Source organism: Njordella aestuarii, from assembly GCF_056494165.1.
Genome location: NZ_CM151397.1, coordinates 5,763,195 through 5,784,369, shown reverse-complemented (window position 1 = coordinate 5,784,369; position 21,175 = coordinate 5,763,195). Strand labels below are relative to the sequence as shown.

General features: G+C 49.6%; 11 protein-coding genes and 1 pseudogene. 8 read left to right on the top strand and 4 right to left on the bottom strand.

The features are described from left to right. Positions 1-7 precede the first annotated feature (7 nt). The 4 genes from ispH to SH451x_RS22575 all read left to right on the top strand — a co-directional run bounded on the left by ispH (position 8) and on the right by SH451x_RS22575 (position 5,373). Entirely contained in the window at positions 8-958 is a 951-nt protein-coding gene (gene ispH, locus SH451x_RS22590) for a 4-hydroxy-3-methylbut-2-enyl diphosphate reductase (protein WP_479359462.1), read from the top strand. Between the two features lie 41 nt (positions 959-999). Then, the gene (locus tag SH451x_RS22585) at positions 1,000-2,658 is read left to right on the top strand and encodes a hypothetical protein (protein ID WP_479359461.1); all 1,659 of its coding nucleotides are present in this window, start codon (positions 1,000-1,002) and stop codon (positions 2,656-2,658) included. Positions 2,659-2,725: 67 nt separating this feature from the next. Beyond that, the gene (locus tag SH451x_RS22580) at positions 2,726-4,288 is read left to right on the top strand and encodes a c-type cytochrome (protein WP_479359460.1); all 1,563 of its coding nucleotides are present in this window, start codon (positions 2,726-2,728) and stop codon (positions 4,286-4,288) included. Between the two features lie 206 nt (positions 4,289-4,494). Beyond that, a complete protein-coding gene (locus tag SH451x_RS22575) occupies positions 4,495-5,373 on the top strand; it encodes an HlyD family secretion protein (RefSeq protein ID WP_479359459.1) in 879 nt (292 codons plus the stop codon). On the opposite strand, the gene SH451x_RS22570 is transcribed toward SH451x_RS22575, so the two are convergent. After that, the gene (locus tag SH451x_RS22570; protein ID WP_479359458.1) at positions 5,374-7,212 is read right to left on the bottom strand and encodes a preprotein translocase subunit SecA; all 1,839 of its coding nucleotides are present in this window, start codon (positions 7,210-7,212) and stop codon (positions 5,374-5,376) included. 120 nt (positions 7,213-7,332) lie between these two features. Between SH451x_RS22570 and SH451x_RS22565 the strand changes: the two genes are divergently transcribed. Next, complete coding sequence (locus SH451x_RS22565) at positions 7,333-9,336, top strand: efflux RND transporter periplasmic adaptor subunit (RefSeq protein WP_479359457.1); 2,004 nt, start codon at positions 7,333-7,335, stop codon at positions 9,334-9,336. Beyond that, on the top strand, positions 9,336-11,582 hold the full coding sequence (locus tag SH451x_RS22560) for a hypothetical protein (protein ID WP_479359455.1): 2,247 nt from the start codon (positions 9,336-9,338) through the stop codon (positions 11,580-11,582). The genes SH451x_RS22565 and SH451x_RS22560 overlap by 1 nt, the downstream gene beginning before the upstream one ends. Before the next feature lie 77 nt (positions 11,583-11,659). Here the strand turns inward: SH451x_RS22560 and SH451x_RS22555 are convergent, their stop codons facing one another. From SH451x_RS22555 to SH451x_RS22545, 3 genes are all read right to left on the bottom strand, one after another. Next, the gene (locus SH451x_RS22555; protein ID WP_479359454.1) at positions 11,660-12,091 is read right to left on the bottom strand and encodes a type II toxin-antitoxin system VapC family toxin; all 432 of its coding nucleotides are present in this window, start codon (positions 12,089-12,091) and stop codon (positions 11,660-11,662) included. Between the two features lies 1 nt (position 12,092). Continuing rightward, the gene (locus SH451x_RS22550; protein WP_479359453.1) at positions 12,093-12,290 is read right to left on the bottom strand and encodes a hypothetical protein; all 198 of its coding nucleotides are present in this window, start codon (positions 12,288-12,290) and stop codon (positions 12,093-12,095) included. Positions 12,291-12,590: 300 nt separating this feature from the next. Beyond that, complete coding sequence (locus tag SH451x_RS22545; RefSeq protein ID WP_479359452.1) at positions 12,591-14,390, bottom strand: TolC family protein; 1,800 nt, start codon at positions 14,388-14,390, stop codon at positions 12,591-12,593. Between the two features lie 530 nt (positions 14,391-14,920). On the opposite strand from SH451x_RS22545, the gene SH451x_RS22540 reads away from it, so the two are divergent. Both SH451x_RS22540 and thiC read left to right on the top strand, forming a co-directional pair. Next, on the top strand, positions 14,921-19,528 hold the full coding sequence (locus tag SH451x_RS22540) for a carbohydrate-binding domain-containing protein (protein WP_479359451.1): 4,608 nt from the start codon (positions 14,921-14,923) through the stop codon (positions 19,526-19,528). A gap of 189 nt (positions 19,529-19,717) precedes the next feature. Then, positions 19,718-21,061, top strand: a pseudogene (gene thiC / locus SH451x_RS22535) (phosphomethylpyrimidine synthase ThiC); the annotation flags it as partial. Positions 21,062-21,175 lie beyond the last annotated feature (114 nt).

Genomic DNA, 21,175 nt, shown 5'->3' with positions numbered 1-21,175 from the left:
TGAAGTCATGGAAATCTTAATCGCATCACCAAGAGGATTTTGCGCCGGCGTCAACATGGCGGTCCAAAGCCTCGAACTAGCCCTCGAACGTTTCGGTGCACCTGTCTATGTGTACCATGAAATCGTACACAACCAACACGTTGTACAAACATTTCGCGAACGCGGTGCAGTATTCGTCGAGCAGCTCGAAGAAATTCCGCACGAATCGACGGTCATGTTTTCTGCGCACGGAGTATCGCCTGAGATTCGCAAGTTCGCGTCAGACCGTAGCTTGCGGACTATCGATGCGACTTGCCCGTTAGTTACCAAAGTTCACTTGGAAGCGATCAAGTTTGCGAAGGAAGGGTGCACGATTATTCTGATTGGCCACGAAGGTCACGACGAAGTTATCGGGACGATGGGCGAGGCTCCCGAAGCGATCATCTTGGTGGAAGATACAGATCATGTTGACCGACTTGAGTTTTCACCCGATACAAAACTGGCCTACCTTACTCAGACTACGTTAAGCGTGGATGACGCGAATCGCATTATCCGTCGACTCAAGGAACGTTTCCCATGGATCATTGGGCCACCGAAAGAAGACATTTGTTACGCAACGCAAAATCGCCAAGAAGCGGTGCGAGTCTTGAGCGATCAAGTCGACAAGGTTATCGTGCTGGGTAGCAAGAACAGCAGCAACAGTCAGCGACTGCGTGAATTGGCCGATGAATGCGGCAAGCCGGGCTACTTGATCGATGGACCGCAAGACATTGATACAAGTTGGTTTTCCGCTCAAGACCGTGTGTTGGTTACAGCCGGCGCAAGTGCTCCAGAAACTGTCGTGCAGTCGACAGTCGACTTTTTGCGAAAACACTTTGATGCTACCGTGCGAGAACAATCGATTCGTGAGGAGTTAGTTGTCTTTCCGTTGCCTAAAACGTTGCGCAAGCCACCGCCAAACCAAGTCGCTGCTTTCTGATTGCTCCACTGGACAGACGAGCTCGACCGGGGCTGGCATTCATGATTCGCTCGCATTTTCTCAGGGCCCTATTGCTCGCACTTATTGCAGCAAGCGGTGGGCTCATAACAATCCGCGAGCCAATGTGGATCGACGAGCTGCATACTTTTTGGACTGTCGACGCCCCGCTTTCTCAAGTCGCCGAGCGTGCTCGAGCAGGTAATCAGTCGCCGGTTTGGTTTTGGTTCGAATCGATCGTTCTTAAGGCGGCTGACGCAACGCAACTTTCACAGTTTCTCTCCGTTACGGTTGTGTTGCGACTTCTACCTTTATCTGCTTGGGTAGCGACGATATTTCTTTGTGGTTGGGCGTTCTGCAAAGCGATTGACCCTCGGGGAGAAAACCTCAAAGGATGTGCGGCTGCGTCGATTGGTACTGCGGTGTTGTTGGTTGTGGATCAAATCAACTGGTTCTACGCGATTGAAGCTCGCCCCTATTCGGCCGTTGCGCTGACCGTCGCTGGTGCGGCCGTTTTGTCGTTGCCGGGAATAGCAATAAGGCCTTGGCTGTACCACGGTGGATTTGTTGCGTTTGGCGTGTTGGCTATCTATCTGCACTACACAGCCGTAGTCGTTGTGGGTGCGTTAGTTTTTGTTAGGGCAATCGCAACGGAAATTGCTGCTGGTCCGGAGTCAGGGAAGCCTCGATCTACTCGTAAGTCAAACTTGGTTGAGCTCGGGTGCTTGGCTCTGTTTAGCCTGCCTGCGATGCTGGAGCTGTCGCGAATCGGCGATGGTCGTGGAATTTGGAGTGCTTTTGCGGCGCATACCAGCTTCCTTGACCTTCTTCGCGTCTCACCCTTGGTTTGCTGGATTGGGATATTGGTCATAGGACTAATAATCGAGCGCGGGGTGAATCGACTAAGCGGCAATTCGAATCTGAAAAGTCGTGAATGCCAACAGAATTGTATCTCAGGCCGCTTGGTTTTGACCGCAGCCCTAGCTGTGCTGTCGATTTACTTTGTCACAGCCTTTGGTATTGCGCCTCTGATGCATTCGCGTTACTTGATCGGGACGTACCCACTCACGATTGTTTCCGCCGGCTTACTTATATCTCGATATCGTTCAAGAACAATGTTGGCAGTGGTTGTTGCGCTTACCTTGCTTGCATGGACGGCGGTGCAGGGAAGGGTAAGTGCTCTGGCGCGTGGGCAACTCATCTCATGGCAACGCCATGAAGACTGGCCGGGCATGCTGGACGTTGTCTTAAAGGAGTTTTCTCCCGACAAAGCTTACGTTGTATACGCTCCGATGTTAGTTGAAACGCGTGATGAAGATACGATCAAGCGACATACTCAAGATTATCTGAAGTTCCCAATCCAGGCAGCATGTTCGCTAAAGCAAAGGGAAACCAGTGACGACGAGTGGCAAACTCGCATCAGCCAATTCCGCGAGGCAGTCGAGCGATCCGATGTTTTGACCAATGACATCAATACAACCTTGGAGACGCTTTCCGAAGTAATCTCGCGAGCGTCGCCGATCGAGGAAATACTCTTCATATCCCGCAGCCAGCCGTACATTTACGACATAGAAGCAATGGAATTGCAACTGAATCTGGATAGTACAGCCCGCGATCGACAATATAAGATCGACCGCATCTACGGTGTTGGCCGCCTTACGGTTTATCGTTTCAGTCGAAATTCGAGTGAACATTCGCCTTGATCGTTCGGTACCATAGTACTACGACGTTTCCGAATTTCGAAACGAGCGCTTCGCAATGAGACGAAGGATGATGAATCAAACTTTTGGCAGTATTTCCCGTTCAGCGATCCAACTTGGCTTGGCGGTTTTGATCGAACGCTCCGCTATCGCATTGTTCGTTGCGGCAATTGTTATGCTGACTGGTTCGGTCGTTCTCGGACAGTCCGAGAAGTTAGTCGGCAAGGCGGTTTCGCCGTCGACCAACAGCGATAATAGCTTGGAGCAAAGTCAGATTGACCGCCGAGTGCGTGAGGCTCTTCGTCAACACGTACGTCAGATGTTAGACGGTTTGTCGCCCGAGGCGAAATCGGGCTATCACAACTTGGTGGATAAAATCTATTTGCCGCCAGACTTCAATGAGGAAGTCTTGACCGAGTTGGAGAAGAACGACTTTGTCAGCCCGCTGCAATCCTCTGGTTTAGAAAACGAGAGCAGTTGGGAAGAGAAGAGGGCTACGATGCTGAAAGCCTTCGGAATTGCACATCGCCCTGACGACCCCTCCAAACCGCTGCAGTATGTAGTCGATAAAGAGGGGCAGTGGGTGATGAACTGTTTTGCTTGTCACGGAGGCAGCACTTACGGCGTGGTCGTGCCAGGCGCACCTAACACAACCTATTCGCTTGAGACTTTCACCGAACAAGTCCGCCGGGCCAAGTTGCGATTAAAAATTCCGCTGACGCATATGGATATCGGATCAGTCTTCATGCCGTTGGGCACATCGGTGGGAACAAGTAACGCTGTCATGTTTGGCGTCGCTTTGATGAACTACCGCGATGCTGATCTGAACATTCACAAATTTCGTCCGCCTGCCTCGATGGTGCATCATGATATGGATGCGCCGCCGTGGTGGCACTTCAAACGCAAAACTCATATGTACATTGATGGCTTTGCGGAAAAGGGACATAAGGGGCTGATGCAGTTTATGCTTGTGAAAGAGAATGGTCCCGACAAGTTTCGCAAGTGGGAGAAAGACTTCGCTCAGGTTTATCAGTTCCTGTCCGAAGTGAAATCGCCAGTTTACCCCTTACAAATCGAAACGCAGAAAGCCGAACGAGGCCGAGCTATCTTTTCCGCCAATTGTGCAAGTTGCCATGGAACATACGAACAAGACAATCGCAGTTATCCGGAAATGAATGTCGCGATCGAAGATGTGAAGACGGATAAGATCCGACATGCTTCGCTGACACCTACGCATCGAAAGCACTACGGGAAAAGCTGGTTTGCTGAGTACGGTGAACAATCAACGTACGAAAATCCAGAGGGCTACACCGCGCCGCCGCTGGATGGGATCTGGGTTTCCGCTCCGTATTTGCATAATGGCAGCGTGCCAACTTTAGAGGCTCTTCTCAATCCCAACAGCCGCCCGACAGTCTGGCGCCGCACGAGTGAGTCATATAACGCACTTGAGGTTGGATTTGAATACGAAGCACTTGATGAACTGCCAGAAGGATTTGAGAAGTTGCCGAATTATGACAGGCACTGGTACTTCGACTCGCGACAAGAAGGGAAGTCGAACCAAGGTCACGACTATCCGAGTAAGCTGACTCAGGATGAGAAAAGCGACCTCCTCGAATACCTGAAAACGTTGTAAGCCTTCGTTGGGCTACCATCAGGAGACTGAATACAGCGGTGATCGTTATATTCAGAAGAATCGTTAAGGGCGGTATGTTGGTAAGCAATCGACGCGGCGAGTGCAATTCTATCTGGTAGTCGCTCTTCAAAATTTGACATGTCTGATCAGGGCTGATTAACCTGAGTTTGCTCTCTGTTAAATCATTCTTGGTGGAACGATAGAAAATGTGCACCGTACGTGGCTTTGTTTTGACTTCGCTCGCTGCAACGCTGTTATGCATCTTGCCAGGAAGCGTGAAGGCGCAGGGTACTGCGCAGTACGAGGGCGCGAGAATTGTTGCGACTTACAATACGATTATCTCGTCTGAAGCTCCGGGCATCGTCAAAGAGATCGGTACGCAAGCTGGAAAGCTGGTTGCTGCCAATGAAGTTCTGGTTCGGCTAAACTCTGACATCTACCAAGCGGAATTTGAAGTGGCGGCTGCCGAAGAGGAAATCGCAAAGCTGCAAGCTACGAATCAAGTCAATCTGGAATATGCTCAAAAATCCGCCGAAGTGACTGAGAAGACGCTTGCAAAAAGCATGAACGCCAATCGACAATTTGCTAAGACTATCTCGAGCACAGAAATCGAACGACTGCAGTTGCAACTGGAACAAGCTCGACTTTCGGGCGAGCAGGCAGCTATGGAATTCGACGTTGCACAGTGGACGGCGACGTTGCGGGCTCGTTCGAAACAAGCTGCACAGGTCAAACTAGACAATCGAGTCATCCGGTCGCCATTCTCAGGTACAATCGCCCAGATTTATATTCAACCAGGGCAGTGGGTTAACGCCGGAGATCCAATTGCTCGTGTAATCGACCTGGAGAAATTGCGTGTTGAAGGTTACTTCAGCAAGGATCTTATTCGTCGCGTGAAAGTCGGCACAGTTGGTCGCTTCGATTATAAGGTTGGCGATCAGGCTACTCAAGTGCCAGTCAAAGTCATCTTTGCAAGTCCTGAAGTCGTCGAAGGTATTTTTCAAGTATGGGCGGAGATCGATAACTCGGAGCGGATCCACATTCCAGGTTTGCAAGGCACTTTGTCCCTTGAGATCGAAGATTGATCAGCCGCTTACACTTTGCAAATACGGATCTTGTCCCATCGCATAGTGCGCTTTCTTCTGTTCAAGATCGCTGCGCAGGAGAATGAGTCGATCGGTAAGGTAGCGTCGCTGGGTCGCTCGCTGTGCCTTTCGAAACAACGGAAAAAACGTCTGGAGTTTAGACTCGCTAGCGTTAGCATACTTGGATTGCAACCGATTCGCCTTTTGTGGTCCCAGCCCGAGCTTAAGAATTTCGTCATCCAACGCAACAAATATTTGATAGCTGCCGGGATCGCCTTGCCGCGAGCCGCGGCCAATCAGTTGCCAGTCAATTCGCTCGCTCTCATGTATCTCGCTCAGGATAACGTGCAAGCCTCCAGCGAGTCGAACCGCGTCGGAAAGCTTGATGTCTGTTCCACGTCCCGCCATATTTGTGGCGATCGTGATGCACGCAGATTGGCCCGCCTTTTCAATGATATCCGCTTCTTTCTCTAAGTGATTGGCATTGAGGACCTGGAAATCCAAGCTGTGCTGTCGCAGGTGGTCCGCCAACAATTCCGACTTTCCGACGCTGCGAGTGCCGATAAGTACAGGGCGTCCTTGAGCAATTAATTGTTCTACTGTATGGGTGATTGCATCAAATTTTTCTGTTTGATTTGCAAAGACGCGATCGCTAAATTTACGTCGGTCGATCGGGCGATGAGTCGGGATTTGGACTACGCGTTTACGGTAGACCTTAGAAAATTCGCGGCGAGACGTCCACGCTGTGCCAGTCATGCCGCAGAACATTTGGTAGCGCTTAAAGTAGGACTGAATCGTAATCGAAGCAGCTTGACGAGTTGCCGGAGTGATTTCAAGTCCTTCTTTGGCTTGTACTGACTGATGAATTCCGTTTTGCCATTGTCTACCTTCCGCAGGACGTCCTGTGAACTCGTCGATGATTACGATTTCACCCTTTCGTATGGCGTAGTTTTTGTCCAAGTGGAAGTCTCTACGAACTTTGATCGCCTTCTGAAGGTAATCGTAAACTTCGCGGATGGAAATTCTTTGGATTGCATCGCACTGTGGCAGGCTGCGGGCTAGTTGAATACCAGCAGCATTCAGCGTAACTTTTTGTTCGGCTGGATTGTATTGAAAGTGCTGTGACTCAATGAAGCTCGTTGCATGCTTGGCTGCCCATTGAAAGCAGTCGGAAGTAATACATGTTTCGGCTTGGTCTTTCATCCCGATGATCAATGGCGTGCGTGCTTCATCGATCAGGATGCTGTCTGCTTCATCGATCAGCGCATAGTTGGTTCCACGCATGACTCCGGCGTTCGGATTACCTGAAGCTGTTTTCTGAATTCGATCGCGAAGAAAATCGAAACCAAATTCTTTGGCTGCTCCATAGGTAACGTCGCATTGGTACGCTAAGGCACGTTGTGGAGTCGGCAGTCCTTGCACCAATACATCGACCGACATCCCCAACATGCGGTAGATTGGCCGCATGAGTTCACAATCTCGCTGCGCCAAATAATCGTTAAAGGTGACAAGATGCAACCCTTGGCCGTACAGGGCCAACAAATATCCTGCGAGCGAGGCGGTAAGCGTTTTGCCTTCGCCGGTTTTCATTTCGGCTAGCCGCCCATGGACCATTTCGATGCCGCAAACAATTTGAACATCGTGATGTACAAGGCCCAGGCAACGCCGCGAAGCCTCGATTACCAGGGGAAAACCGTCAACAATCAGATCTCGAACCGATCGCCCAGTCATTGCGCAGTGCTTCAGTTCAAGGCTTTTCGAGCGCAGTTGAAGCTCGGAAAGCGATTCTAAGTCACTGGTAGTGTTGCGAATTCGAGAAATGATTCCGGCGTAGTTCATTATTGTTACATTTCGTAATCTATAGTCCTATGATGTAAATTTCGCAGAGCTCTGAAGAAAACTGAGAGCGACGCCAGCAATCTCATAACTGCAGAAGCTTAGCTTCCAATTCTAACGACAGTGAAAATCAATTTCGAGGAATTTGATCGACTAGCAACTGCTTCTAACGGAAGCGGGTTAGAGGCGTACGCCAAGATCATTCAGCGATTGGTTGTTGTCACCGATGCCAAATCGGGGGCTGTCTGGAATTGCAATCAAACTCCATTTTCTCCAATTGCATTTCATTCAGTTGGAGAACCTGCGAAGGTCGGTTTCACCCAAGGTGATCACGAGCGCATTCTCTTGCAAATAGTTCAGCAGCAACGAAGTGCGGTTGTAAAAACAGACGGTAAGGAGACGAACGGCTCGCTTCATCGGTCGCCAGTTATGTTTCTTTCGCCGTTGAAAGGCAAGCCCGGGCAAGTGCTGGAACTAGTGTTCCCGGGAGATCAGAACGCCGCCTTTTCGCAAGAGTTCTTAAACGAATTAAAACACGTTTGTTGCGTTTTCGAAGCAATCGAAACACCAGTCGTCCGAAAAGTTAGCGAGGAGAACTCACTCACTTGCACTCCGTCCCAAGACGGCGCAACACGCATGCGTATCGAATTAAACGAACTGTCTCGATACACACACGCCTTACACCAATCGATTGACCGTCGACTGACATGCGCCAATATCGCCAATGAAACGCGATTGCTTTTGGATTGTGATCGAGTCAGTGTCATATTAAAACATCGCCGTCGGTTTAAGATCTTCGCGATCAGCGGCCAGCCTTCGGTCAATCACCGCAGCAATGCAGTCCAATCGCTCGAGCAAGTTGCTTCGGAAGTGCTCAAGGCAAAATCTGAGTTCTGGTATCCTGCAGAAGTGGAACTCGCACCTCAAATCAAAGCTGTCTTGGATTCGTACTTATCTAATTCCACGACTCGCAGTTTGGTAATCCACCCAATATATCGGCAATTACCCGAAGTCATCGAAGACCCTGAACGACCATCGCAAGCATCGAATGAAATCATTGGCGGTATCGTTTACGAACACAGTAGACTCCAATGGACGCGTAGTGAAATCGAGCCATTGCTCGAATTGACGACGCAACATAGTGGTGATGCACTGCGGAATGCAAATCTACATCAGGAACTATTTCTCTATCCAGTTTGGAAACTGCTGGGCAATTCCGGTTGGATCGTTGCACCGCGTACGCTTCCGAAAACGATTCTGGTAACTGGCATTGCTCTGCTTGTTGGAATATTTCTCGTTTTCTGGCCGGCAGATTTTTACGTTACTGCTTCGGGAACTCTAGTTCCACAACAGCGGCGACTTGTCTTTCCAAAGACGGCAGGCGAAGTCCTGGCGGTGCCAGTAGAACATGGGCAAGTCGTGCGAGAATCGGAGGCGTTAGTCGAATTAAAAAGCGACGAATTACAACTTCGATTGGCTGAAGTAAACGGTCGGCTAGAAACGCTTCGCCAACGTAAAAGTGCTATCGAACGTAATAAGTTTCAAAACGCTTCGAATTCGAATGCTGCGTCAATCGAAGAGAATCTAGGTTCATTACAATCGGAAATCGATTCGCTGAGTCGTCAACTTGAAAGCTTGCAGCGGATACAAGCACAATTAGTTGTTACGAGTCCGATTAATGGACAAGTGATCACGTGGGACGTGCAGCAGAAGTTGAAGGGACGTTCCGTCGCTCCTCAAAATGTTTTGATGGAAGTTGCTGATATTGAAGGTCCATGGCAACTAGAATTGGATGTTGAAGATCGGCGGATTGAACACTTGTTGCGCGGATTTGCAGCGGCCGAAAACAACGGTTTAAAAGTAAGGTTTACTTTGGCGGCTGATCCAAGCAGAGATTATGAGGGAACTCTCGTCGAGATTGCCAACGCCATTCAAATTAGTGAAGACAATCTTCAGGTACTTCGAGTGAAGGTCGAGATTGACGAAGAGTCATTGGCGCTAAAACAAGCCAAAACCGGTGTTTCGGCCAAAATCTATACTGGTGAGCAGTCGAGTGTTGGGTATCTTTGGCTGCATGAGATTCCTCGAACGCTCAATCGATACGTTTTCTTTTATCTGAAACAATAATGTCGATTGTCGAACCTGCCATGCTTTCATCCGAGGAGAGGCCTGTCGGGCTGCGAAAGCGGACTGATTTGGTCATTGAGGAAAGTGTCTACCAGGGCGAGTATTGTTGGATCGTTAAAGATCCACTGGCGATGAAATACTTTCGGCTTCGCAAGCCGGAGTTTTTAGTCCTATCGCGTCTGGCCAATTCCGTCAGTTATCAAGATCTTAAGGTGATGCTGACACAAGCATTTCCCGAATCACGAACCAGGCTCGAGTCAGTTCAGCAGTTAGTCGCAAGCCTTCATCAGAACGGGCTACTAATTTCGAATGCCAGCGGACAAGCTTTACCGCTCGACAGGCGCCGTAACAAAGAGTTGGCACAAAAGGCTGTCGGCTTGCTTTCGAGTCTCATATCGCTACGCTTCCCGGGCTGGGATCCGGAACGATTGTTGAACTGGTTGTATCCAAAGTGTCGCTTCTTTTTCACGGTTTGGTTTACCAGTATTGTCATCGCTGTCTGCATGGCTGCGTTGGCTTTGCTCTTGATTAACGTGGACGCATTTTTTGCGAAGTTACCTGATTTTCAAAGTTTCTTTGCGTTCGACAACCTGCTTTTCATGGCGGGGATCCTGATTTTTACCAAATCCATCCACGAGCTGGGCCATGGATTGATGTGCAAACACTTCGGCGGAGAATGTCATCAAATCGGGTTCATGCTGTTGGTTATGACGCCGGCAATGTACTGTGACACTTCAGATTCGTGGATCTTGCGCAATCGATGGCATCGGATGGCGATCGGCGCGGCGGGAATGTACGTCGAACTTTTCATGGCTGCGATTTGTACTTTTGTTTGGTGGTTTACTCATCCAGGCTGGATTCACTATCTCGCGCTCAACATTATGTTCTTGAGTTCCGTCAGCACGGTGATGTTTAACGCGAACCCGCTTTTGCGGTATGATGGCTACTACATACTCTCAGATTTCCTAGAGATCCCGAATTTAGCACAAAAGGCAAAGCTGACAGCGATTTCCAAGCTGCGTGTTCTGTGTCTGGGAATGAAGCCATTGCCTTCCCATCTTCTTCCAACCAAGAACCAAAACCTAGTCGCAGTATACAGCGTCCTCTCGTTTGCTTATCGTTGGTTTGTGACAATCGCGGTGCTATGGTTCGTTAGCAAAGTCCTTGAACCTTACGGTTTGTCGGCAATCGCTCATACGATAATTGCTATTTCATTGATGGGTATGGTGGTGGTGCCCACGGTGAAGCTCACTAAGTTTTTTCTCTATCCAGGTAGGCTTCGTGAAGTGAAAAAGTGGCGATTTTATGTGACGAGTTTGATTGGCTTGTTGGCGATTTCACTTTTTAGCTTTTTGCCGTTACCTCACTACGTCTGGGCGACTTTCGTGGTGCGTCCTCATCAAGCTCAACAACTTGTCTTGCCACAAGCCGGACAACTTGTGCAAGTACTTGTAGCAGAAGGTCAGCCCGTCAAGGCTGGCGACACAATTGCGGTTTTATCCAACGAAGAACTGACGATCGAACTCGAAGAGTTAAAAGGTCAACTAGCAAGATTAAAATCGGATCGTTCGGCTTTTGAATTCATCAGTACTGTGCACTTTGATTCTGCTCGCAAGATTGCGGAAACGGTCGCTCAGATCGAAAGTCTTGAGCGACAAGTAAAAATTAAAGAGCATCAAATCCAGCAATTGACTGTGAAAGCTGCTCGGCCGGGAATTCTTTTTTCACCTGCGAATCTACTCGGTAGGCCAACGGGAGAAGCTGAATTGATGGGTTGGAGCGGTACGCCGCTTGACCAAAAAAATCAAGGAGCGTATCTCGAGTCCAATACGCTGCTAGGAATGATTGGCGACCCAGAAAATATGGAAGCGATCTTGGTTGTCGATCAATCAGATATTAAGTTACTGCAGGTCGGACAAAAGGTGATTGCGCTTTCTCGACAGTTTCGAAACGGTTTCGTCGAGACGGCGATTAGCGGAATATCTCAGGACGAGCTATTGAGCGTGCCTCGGGAACTGTCGCAGACTTATCATGGTCCGCTAGCGGTCAAACCAAGTGTTAATGGCAGCGAGCAGCCGATGTTGCCAGCTTTTGAATCGTACGCATTGCTTCCAGCCGAATCTGTGCAACGGTCGAACGTTCGCGTGTTACCAAACATGAGCGGTCATGCCAAGATTCGTGTGGGAAGCAGTTCGCTGGGGCAACGTTTGCTTCGATATCTGACAACCGTCATTCATTTCCGCTAATCAACTTCGGTTCTTATACGAAGTCAATGGTTTCAAATGAACAGGTGTTTGTTGAACCCATTTGAACAATAAGATGACTATACGGCTTTAAGCCAGTCTTCGATTTGCAAATTCGGAATTCTCTCGAAATCAACCGTGTTCCGCGTTAGCAAAACTGCTTGATTTGCGATTGCAATGGCAGCAATTCGTAAGTCCATTGCGCCAACGCGGAGCTTCATGCCAAGCAGCTCTTCGAGTACCTCAGCCGCTTTGCGATCAAAAGGCAACAAATTCATCTCTGAGTAGGCCTCGAGTATCCGTTCGAATTCAAAATAGGCGCGGACCAGAAATTCACTTTGGCGACGCTTTGACATATAAGCGTTCCATCCATTAAATATTTCATGAAATGAAATGATGGAAACAAACAATTGATCGGCCAGACGACCCTGCATGTTGCGACAAAGTGAGTCATACTCTTTGCCCTCCCCGCGATGCCACGCAGAAATGTGGTTCGTGTCAAACAGATACAATTTATGAACCCTCTCCAGGCGGTTCGCTCTCTCGAAGCTCTTTGCCTAGCCTTACGATTTCGGCAAAGTCTGGATCTCCCATAAATTTGCCGCGTTGCTGCTCGAGCCAGCCAAGGTTCGGCTGGCGGAGAGCATTTTGACGCTTGAGTTCTTCGATTTCGCGTTCCACTTTCGCTAGACGTTCTTCGACAGTAGACATCTTTATTCCCTGACTGCTTGACACCATAACCATTGCTAACATTCTATAGGAAGGCTATTCGAAATGGAACGCAGACTAAGCAAAAAACGTAAAGTTGAAGTGCTGCGGGTCTTATATTGCATCCTTCTTTCTAAATTGCTTAAGCCGGACATTTACTGGCATAACAGAGACTCACTCTACCTAAATCGCGCCAATTCAATTACAACTCGGAGATCATATTCGTGCCATTTGGCTTGACTATGCTGCGTTGATGATTCGCTAAACGTAGCGATCTGGGTGAAGTCTTGGGTGCTACACACTTCACCGTACCGTCTGCATTTCGGAAAGGCTGATTTGATTATTGGCTAGAAGCTGTCCTGACTCAAATTGGAGTTGAGTATGGCTTTGCTGAATTGCTAGCAGCGTGTCGAAGTAGGCTCGTTCGGCTTCAAGCAATCGTTCGTGCGATTCGAGCAACTGATCTATCGTAATGGTGTCCGCGTTAAAAGCCGCCTCACGTGCGCTGACTGCATCGCGCGCGGCTAACACGCGATTGTGCTGCAGTTCAAGATCGATCTGATTTCGATACACAGATCGGATGGCGTTTCCTAGTTCAAATACAACCTGCTCCCTTTGCTCGTTCAGAATGGATCTCTCGCGAGCAAGCAAGAGTTCGGCGTTTCGAACAGCCGCTTGAGCTTGGCGATATCCAACGGGGAAATCATAGACGACACCAAAGTCTACTTCGCCATGATCGTTCGATGCTGCGTCTTTTAAAGCACTTGCAAAACGCCCGCTTCCTCCACCCAGCAGATCGTCGCCAAACCCATTGTTGCGATATGTCGCGATGAGGTCCAATCGCGGCAATAAGAAATTGCGTGACGCTAAGAGTTGCATTTCACGCTGTTTGACTCGCCACGACTGCTCACGAATCTCGATGCGTGCATTGGAAGCATGACCGGCCAGATAACTCCAGTCATAAATAATGGGAGCTTGGTAGGGAGTGTCAATCGGACGAATAAAGCGATCGTCGCTTTGAGGCATACCAAGCAATCGCCGCAAGTTGGCTTCAGCTTGCAAAAGACCAACCTGTCCACTGCGCAGATTCCCACTGACGTCGGCAACGACCTGAGATTGGAATTGATAGTACTGGGCACGTGCCAGAGCTTCTTGATCAGCGCCGCCACCTGGAAGCCCATTCTCGTACCGAGCCTTCGTCGAATTCCATGTGGTTAGCCCGAGATCGCGAACTCGTTTCGTGGCTTCCAGCCGTCGATACGCCAAATCCAACTGCCAGTATGCGTTGGTGATCTCACGCACCATATCGCGAACGCCCTTTTCAAATTGGGCAAGCGAGACTTCTTGATTGATTTGGCTGAGCACTACGCCGGATACATTTCGAAAGCCCGGTTGATTAGTCGGTCCAGCGATTTGATTGAACTGAGCACCACGACCTTGCATTAAAGGTTGTCGTACGGTTCCCTCCCAAACGGTTGTCCAGGAGTGCGGGAAAAGCAGAGCGGGGTTCGTGCTGTTGGAATGCTGCACGCGATTCTGCATTGAAAATTGAGTGCCGAATATATTTGTTCGACGCAGACCTAAAGTACTAGCGGCCACATCGTCGCGAACTTCAGCGGCACCTCCGCCCAACACAGGATTGTTGAAGACATCGTCATTTTTGGTATACAGCAAACTCGAATTCAGTTGCGTATCGAATTGAGAAAGGGCGGCGGCTGCTCCAATAAACGGATCGGTCGACTGGATTGCAGGATCGAAGCTACCGCTAACACTCTGAGGGTTCGAAACAACCGTTGCGCCCAGGCTGCGGAGTATCTCGGTGTTATGAAGCGCGGTGTGGATTGCTTCATCTAAGGTCATTTCCCACGTCGTTGTGGGAAGCTCGGAGAGGTCTGTAAGCGGCTCTGCTGACTCTACGCTCGCTATCGTCGGCTGATCACGTTCATAGTTTACCGTGATTGACTCAAGATATCCTGGCGGTAATGCAGAAGTTGGAAGGATGACCGATTTGTTAGAGCGACAGCCGACAATGCCGATCCAAGCCATCGTTGCGTGCAGCAACAGGGCTCGACCTTTCGGTAGCTTGTCAGCAAAAGCGGTCATCAGGGTTGTAATCAATGGAGCGGTTAATACTATTCCTTACGTTCTTATCGAGCGTGGCCTGCTCGCGAGCGATTAATTCCAGCACAGGAGAAACAAGCCGAACGTTCGGCGAGAGGGGCCTAATCGGAAGAGGTCGTGTTGTCGATACACTTTCGCTAGCCACTAAATTTTTAAAGAAGCCGGGGCGTCGCTTCATGCTCTGGCATAACGGTTGGGCAACAAAGTGGCGATTGCGACGCATCTAAGCTGATTCCAGCATCAGAGCCGTTCTAGAGACCGCGAAGAAAAATATTCTAGAAATTTTCAAAATCGCTGTCCCGAAATTTAAGGAACAGGCGCATCGCGATCGGATGGCGACTCCAAAGTCAATAGACAGGGAGTTTTTGCTTCACGGGAGCTTTTTTTGAGTGGTAAACCTCCCCCAGTTTAGCTAACCTGAACGCCGTTTTAGTCCAATCAGGAAATCGCAGCCATTCAAATCTGCCAGCGATTTCCAAGGCTGTTATCGATTTTCGCCCTTGAGTTACGTCATGAAAAAGCACCTTTTCGAACGCACGCAATCCCTTGAAGACCTAACGCTGCAGTGTGAGAGTCTTGAGTCTCGCGTAATGCTTTCAACGGTTGAATTGTTCGCTGCCGGAGTCGAAGGCACTGAACAAATGCAACTCTCGATCGATGGAGTCGCTGTCGAAACATGGACCTTAGGCACGGGTGCATATGATGGTAACTTTCAGCCGTTTGTTTACGAAAGTGCTGAAACACTAAACGCCAATCAAATTCGGGTGGAGTTTCTGAACGATGTTTATGATCCAGAAAATGGTATCGACGCAAACATTCGTTTGGATGCAATTGCAATCGATGGAGTCCGATTTGAGACAGAAGCACCAACGGTTTTTTCTACCGGTACTTGGACTGCCGAGGATGGGGTGGTGCCGGGCTTCCGAGAGTCAGAGTATTTGCACACCAACGGCTATTTCCAATTCTTTGACGACAGCATCGTTGATACACCTTCGCCGCTCACGCCTGGATCGGTGATCATTAACGAGATTCACTATAACCCTGGACCAGACGGCGTGGTCGATGGTGACGCGGAATTTCTTGAGCTCTTCAACACGACTGACGAAGACATCGATCTCTCTGGAGCATCGTTTGTCGGTTTCACTTTAGTATTTGCAGAAGGTACTACGATCGGGGCAGGGCAGTATGCGATTGTCGGTCCGTCGATTGCGCTTGCCGAATCAACTTGGGGTGTAACACCCATTGCCGAATTCTCAGCGGGCGGACTTTCTGGAAGCGGCGAGCTCATTCAGCTTTTAGCTGCTGACGGCGTTACTGTTATTGATGAAGTTAGCTACTTAGATCAATCGCCATGGCCCACTGTGCCGGACGGTAACGGGCCTTCGTTAGAGTTGCGTGACCCAACGCTCGACAATGCTTTTGCCGCAAATTGGGGAGCTAGTGTAGGTGGCCCAACGCCAGGCGCAGCCAATTCGATTTTCGGTCAAGAAGAAGTATCGATCACGGATATCGTAGTTACGCCGGGAGTCGTATTACCCGGCCAAGCGTTTGATATTTCAGCGAACATTGATGGGGCGACAACAGCGACACTAGTCTACAAGCTTGGTTTCGACGGTGAAGAGCAATCCATTGTTATGACCAACGTCGGCAATACGTGGACCGCGACGTTGCCTGGACAAAGTGCAGGTGAACTAGTTCGGTATCGAATCGAGTCTGACGTAGCTGTCGCTCCCTTCAATGACACGATCGACTTTTTTGGGTTGGTAGTCGCCGCAACTGACATTGTCGACAATACATTGCCCGTGTTCCAATTTTGGGTAAACGAGGAACAATTCCTTGAGTTGACAACGACGGAGTTAGCTCTTACCAACACCAAGATCCCGGCGGTCGTAGCTTACGGGAATCAAGTTTTTGACAACGCAACCGTTCGCGTTCGAGGCGGTGACTTTTCGCGCCAAAATCATCCTAAAAAGAGTCTCAAATTTGAATTGCCCAGTGGTTATGCATTAGATGTCGGTGTTGAAGGCACCTACTTGATTGACGAATTTGGGGTGAACGCCGATTTTAGCGATTGGTCTGTCGTTACACCGGATCTGTCATGGGATGTCTTTAATGCCGAGACCGATTCGTTTACTACCTCCTTCTTCATGTATGTGCAGCGCAACAGCGGTTTTCAAGGAATCTTTAGATTCCAAGAGTTATACGATGGCGCTTGGCGCGATGCCAATGGATTCGCTGGCGACGACGAATTCTACGATGCAGAGGACGGTGGCTTTGGAGTTGTTCCTGCATTTGACAAGAAAGATCCAGACGATGGCGATTTCACCAATCTTCTAGAACTAAATGAAGTTTTGATCTCGCCGCCTTCTGCAAGCAAGACTGCTTACATCTACCGCAATGTCGACGTTCCTAATGTCATCAACCATATGGCGCTATCAACGCTGATGCGTCACGATGATCAGCGCGGACAGAACTTCTCTGTTTGGTTAGATGGTGGCACACAGACTTGGTCTGTTGTCGAATGGGATTTAGATCGCACTTGGGTCTTTCCAGAAGATGGTCGTGGCGGAGAATTTACAACACCTGAGCCGATCAATGCTGAATTGCTGAACGCTGTTTGGGAAGTCGCCGAGTTCCGCGAGATGTACTGGCGGCGGATGCAGACTTTAGTCGACAAGTATCTCTCCGACGATCAACTGCTTGATCGATACGATGAACTGCTTGAGCAAATTGGCGCCGCGAATTTTGCCTTAGAGTTCGAAAAGTGGGAACGGAATGATCCGTACTCGAATCGATTCTGGCAACAAGAATTCATCGACGGCATCAATTTGAGGCGACAAGCATTTGCTAACGAAAGCCGGATGCCTGGCACCGCTTCGGGAAGCTACAACATTGTTATCAACGAATTGCACTACAACCCGGTCGATGGCGAAGCGGAGTTTATTGAACTGTTCAACAACTCAAACGAGTCTGTAGATCTGTCTGGCTGGAGAATCGAGGGAGTCAACCTGACGATCGGCTTCGGAACAGTAATTCTCCCAGGAAAAACCGTTGTCTTTACGGACAACTACGAACAGTTCAAATCGCAATACAACGGGAACATTTATGTTGGTGGTCAATACTCGGGCGGTTTGAGTGGAAGTGGCGAACTGATTACGCTGTCTGATGCACAAGGCAACCTAGTTGATTCCGTTCAATATAGTGATCGCGGAGATTGGCCTACGGAACCGGATGGTAGTGGATTCTCGCTCGCACTGATCGATCCTAATCTTGACAACAGCTTGGCAGCGAGTTGGATCGCAAGCAGTCAGATCAATGGAACTCCGGGGCTAGCCAATGATACGGTTATTGTTCCCAATACGATCAAGATTTTTGCTGCGGGTCAATCCGGAAACGAAGTAATCTCGCTTGAGATCGCCGGTGAAGTCGTCGCAACCTACTTGCTGTCTGATTTTGGCGGCGCAGAAGGCGATCTATCAGCACGAAATTTTGTGACGCTGAGCTACGTGTCGCCTGTCCCAGTCAACATCGGTGACGTGCGAATAAACTTCACGAACGATACCTATGATGTTGCCAGTGGCATTGACTATAATGTGGCCATCGACCGCGTTGAAATCGACTTCGACATTTTTGAAACAGAAGCCGCCAGTGTCTTCTCTACTGGAACCTATCTGCCTGCCGACGGTGTTGTGCCAGGCTTCCGCCAAAACGAAGTCCTGCATACCAACGGTTACTTCCAGTATGGTGCAGCAGGGCTAGATCGAGCGCCGCTCGCACTCGCAGATGTTGCTACGACAAATGAAAACGAAGCGGTCACGATTGACGTACTCGCGAATGATAGCGATCCAGATTTCGGTGACGTGATATCGATTGAATCGTTTACCCAAGGCTCAAACGGGAGCGTTGCTTTGTTAGGAGGACTGTTGGTTTATACTCCTGACGAAGGTTTCTCGGGTGTCGATTCTTTCAGTTACACGATCACCGATCTCAATGGCAATCTAGCGACAGCACTGGTTGAAATTTCTGTGACCGACGCACAACAAGCAGCCAACACAATTAGAGTTTTTGCAGCGGGTGTAACCGGGAACGAAATTATTACGCTGGAAATCGCTGGTCAAGTTGTCGCGACTTACCTGATGTCAGACATCGGTGGTCAAGCAGGTGACCTTTCCAGCCGAAGCTTCGTAACCATTACCTATGTTGCTCCTGAGGCTGTCAGTATCGGTGATGTGCGCATCAACTTTATTAACGACGTGTACGATGTTGCCAACGGTATTGATTACAACGTCGCCATTGACCGAATTGAGATCGGTGGTGTCGTTTACGAGACTGAAGCCGAAGACGTATTCTCGACCGGCACGTGGCTATCGGTGGATGGATTGGTACCAGGGTTCCGTCAGAGCGAGATCTTGCATGCCAATGGATACTTTCAATACGGAGTTGTCGACTTAAATGAATCGCCGGTCGCCAATGCGGATACAGCCACGACCGATGAAGGTGCGGCAATAGCAATTGATGTGCTTGCGAACGATAACGACCCGGACGACGGTGATGCGATCTTCATTGAGTCTTTCACACAGCCTTCCAACGGGAGCGTCGCTTTGTTAGGGACTTCGCTTGTATATACGCCAGCTTCCGGATTTGCTGGAGTGGATACTTTCAGCTATGTAATTTCCGACACCAGCGGTGCGCAAGCCACTTCGACGGTGAGTGTCACGGTCGTGGCGACGCCGGAAGTGATAGCGAATGGCAACATAGTTCGGTTATTCAATTTTGCCGATAACGCGTGGCTTCGCGGAAGATCGTCGACAGCCGAGACGACTACGACCAACGACTCTCGAACACAGTGGCAGTTGATTTCGGCTGGCGGAGACAACTACCGTCTTCGCAATGTCAGCAACGGTCGTTACCTTGACGGAGATCTGTTGAGCGTCGATCTGTCTTCGTCATCGACGGCCACCGGGACAGTTTGGCGATTCGTGGAAGCGCCCAATGGCGGGTATTATCTTTTCAACACGAGCTACAATCGTTACCTCGAGTCCAGCGGTCGCAACAGCAGGGTCGCGTGGGACTTCGGAAGCGTTGAAAGTGACGATATTTGGATCGTCAGTGTCGTCTAGATCGCTTGATCATCTGGCAAAGTCTGAAAGTATGTCGTCGCAAGTGGTCAGGAGCCCTAGTTCTGAAGGGACGGCATGCATAAAATCAGGCGTCTCCGCACAGTAGCGGAAGATCGAACCAAGCTTTGAACCGATTTCAAAGCTGCCGAAAATTCAAGCTTAAACGAGGCAGTTTCTGCCCGATATAGGAGTTGTCGATACGTGACTACCCAAATTTTGGCCGCCCGTGCGGGAGAAATCACTCCCGAAATGCAGTTTGTCGCCGAACGCGAGCAGTTGACTCCCGAGTTAGTTCGCGACGAAGTCGCAGCGGGGCGCATGGTGATTCCGGCCAATAAAGTTCACTTGCAAGGCCGGCTCGAGCCGATGGCAATCGGAATTGCTGCCAAGTGTAAGATCAACGCCAACATCGGTAACTCTGCAGTTACGTCGAATGGTCAAGAAGAACTCGAAAAACTGCACGCCGCAGTTCATTTCGGCGCCGACACGGTCATGGATCTTTCCACCGGTAAAGATATTGATCGAATTCGAGCTTCAATCATTGAAGCGTCACCCGTTCCCATCGGGACCGTTCCGATCTATCAGATGCTCGAAGAACTGGGCGGCAATATTGAAGATATGCGGGCGCAGCATTTTCTCGATATGGTGGAACATCAAGCCAAGCAAGGGGTCGACTACATGACGATCCATTGCGGTGTTATGCTTGAGCACTTACATTTGACTGTTAACCGAGTGACTGGGATCGTGTCGCGCGGTGGTTCGTTGATCGCTAAATGGATGATGGCTCACAACAAACAGAATCCGCTTTATGAAGCGTTTGACGATCTTTGTGACATCATGCGTCAGTACGACGTGACTTGGAGTCTTGGTGATGGCTTGCGTCCAGGCAGTATCGCGGATGCAAGTGACAAAGCTCAATTCGCTGAACTCGATGTATTAGGCACGCTTTGCACGCGAGGTTGGGAGCGTGGTACGCAGGTCATGGTTGAAGGACCTGGACATATTCCGCTGGACCAGATTGAGATGAACGTCAAGCGACAGATTGAGGTCTGCCACGGCGCTCCTTTCTACGTGTTGGGGCCATTGGTAACGGATATAGCTCCAGGCTACGATCATATTACAAGTGCGATCGGAGCGTCTCTAGCTGGCTGGGCTGGAGCAGCAATGCTTTGTTATGTAACACCGAAAGAGCATCTAGGCTTGCCGAATCGCGAAGATGTCAAGCAAGGCGTTATCGCATATAAAATTGCAGCGCATTCGGCTGACGTGGCGAGGCATCGTAAGGGAGCTCAAGATCGTGACGACGCTCTTTCGCGAGCACGCTTTGCGTTCGACTGGAATGAGCAGTTCCGTTTGTCGCTTGACCCAGAAACTGCGAAGGCTTACCACGATGAGACGTTGCCTCAAGACACGTTCAAGTCGGCTCACTTCTGTAGCATGTGCGGACCAAAGTATTGTTCGATGAGAATTACGGAAGACATTCGGAAAATGGCGGCCGCAAAAGAACTTGTGAACCTGCAACCGACTTCGTAAGCCAGAATCGTGATACTCAGAAGCTAAACTGGTTTCAGCTAGAGCTACAATAATTGATCGCCAGACATAACTCGCGATCATACAAGAGGAGAAAGGAGTCTCCTGTCCGAGTTA

Excerpts from the sequence above, each read along its gene's own strand:
- ispH (WP_479359462.1), top strand. The coding sequence starts at position 8 with ATGGAAATCTTAATCGCATCACCAAGAGGATTTTGCGCCGGCGTCAAC.
- SH451x_RS22585 (WP_479359461.1), top strand. The coding sequence starts at position 1,000 with ATGATTCGCTCGCATTTTCTCAGGGCCCTATTGCTCGCACTTATTGCA.
- SH451x_RS22580 (WP_479359460.1), top strand. The coding sequence starts at position 2,726 with ATGATGAATCAAACTTTTGGCAGTATTTCCCGTTCAGCGATCCAACTT.
- SH451x_RS22575 (WP_479359459.1), top strand. The coding sequence starts at position 4,495 with ATGTGCACCGTACGTGGCTTTGTTTTGACTTCGCTCGCTGCAACGCTG.
- SH451x_RS22570 (WP_479359458.1), bottom strand. The coding sequence starts at position 7,212 with ATGAACTACGCCGGAATCATTTCTCGAATTCGCAACACTACCAGTGAC.
- SH451x_RS22560 (WP_479359455.1), top strand. The coding sequence starts at position 9,336 with ATGTCGATTGTCGAACCTGCCATGCTTTCATCCGAGGAGAGGCCTGTC.
- SH451x_RS22550 (WP_479359453.1), bottom strand. The coding sequence starts at position 12,290 with ATGTCTACTGTCGAAGAACGTCTAGCGAAAGTGGAACGCGAAATCGAA.
- SH451x_RS22545 (WP_479359452.1), bottom strand. The coding sequence starts at position 14,390 with ATGACCGCTTTTGCTGACAAGCTACCGAAAGGTCGAGCCCTGTTGCTG.
- SH451x_RS22540 (WP_479359451.1), top strand. The coding sequence starts at position 14,921 with ATGAAAAAGCACCTTTTCGAACGCACGCAATCCCTTGAAGACCTAACG.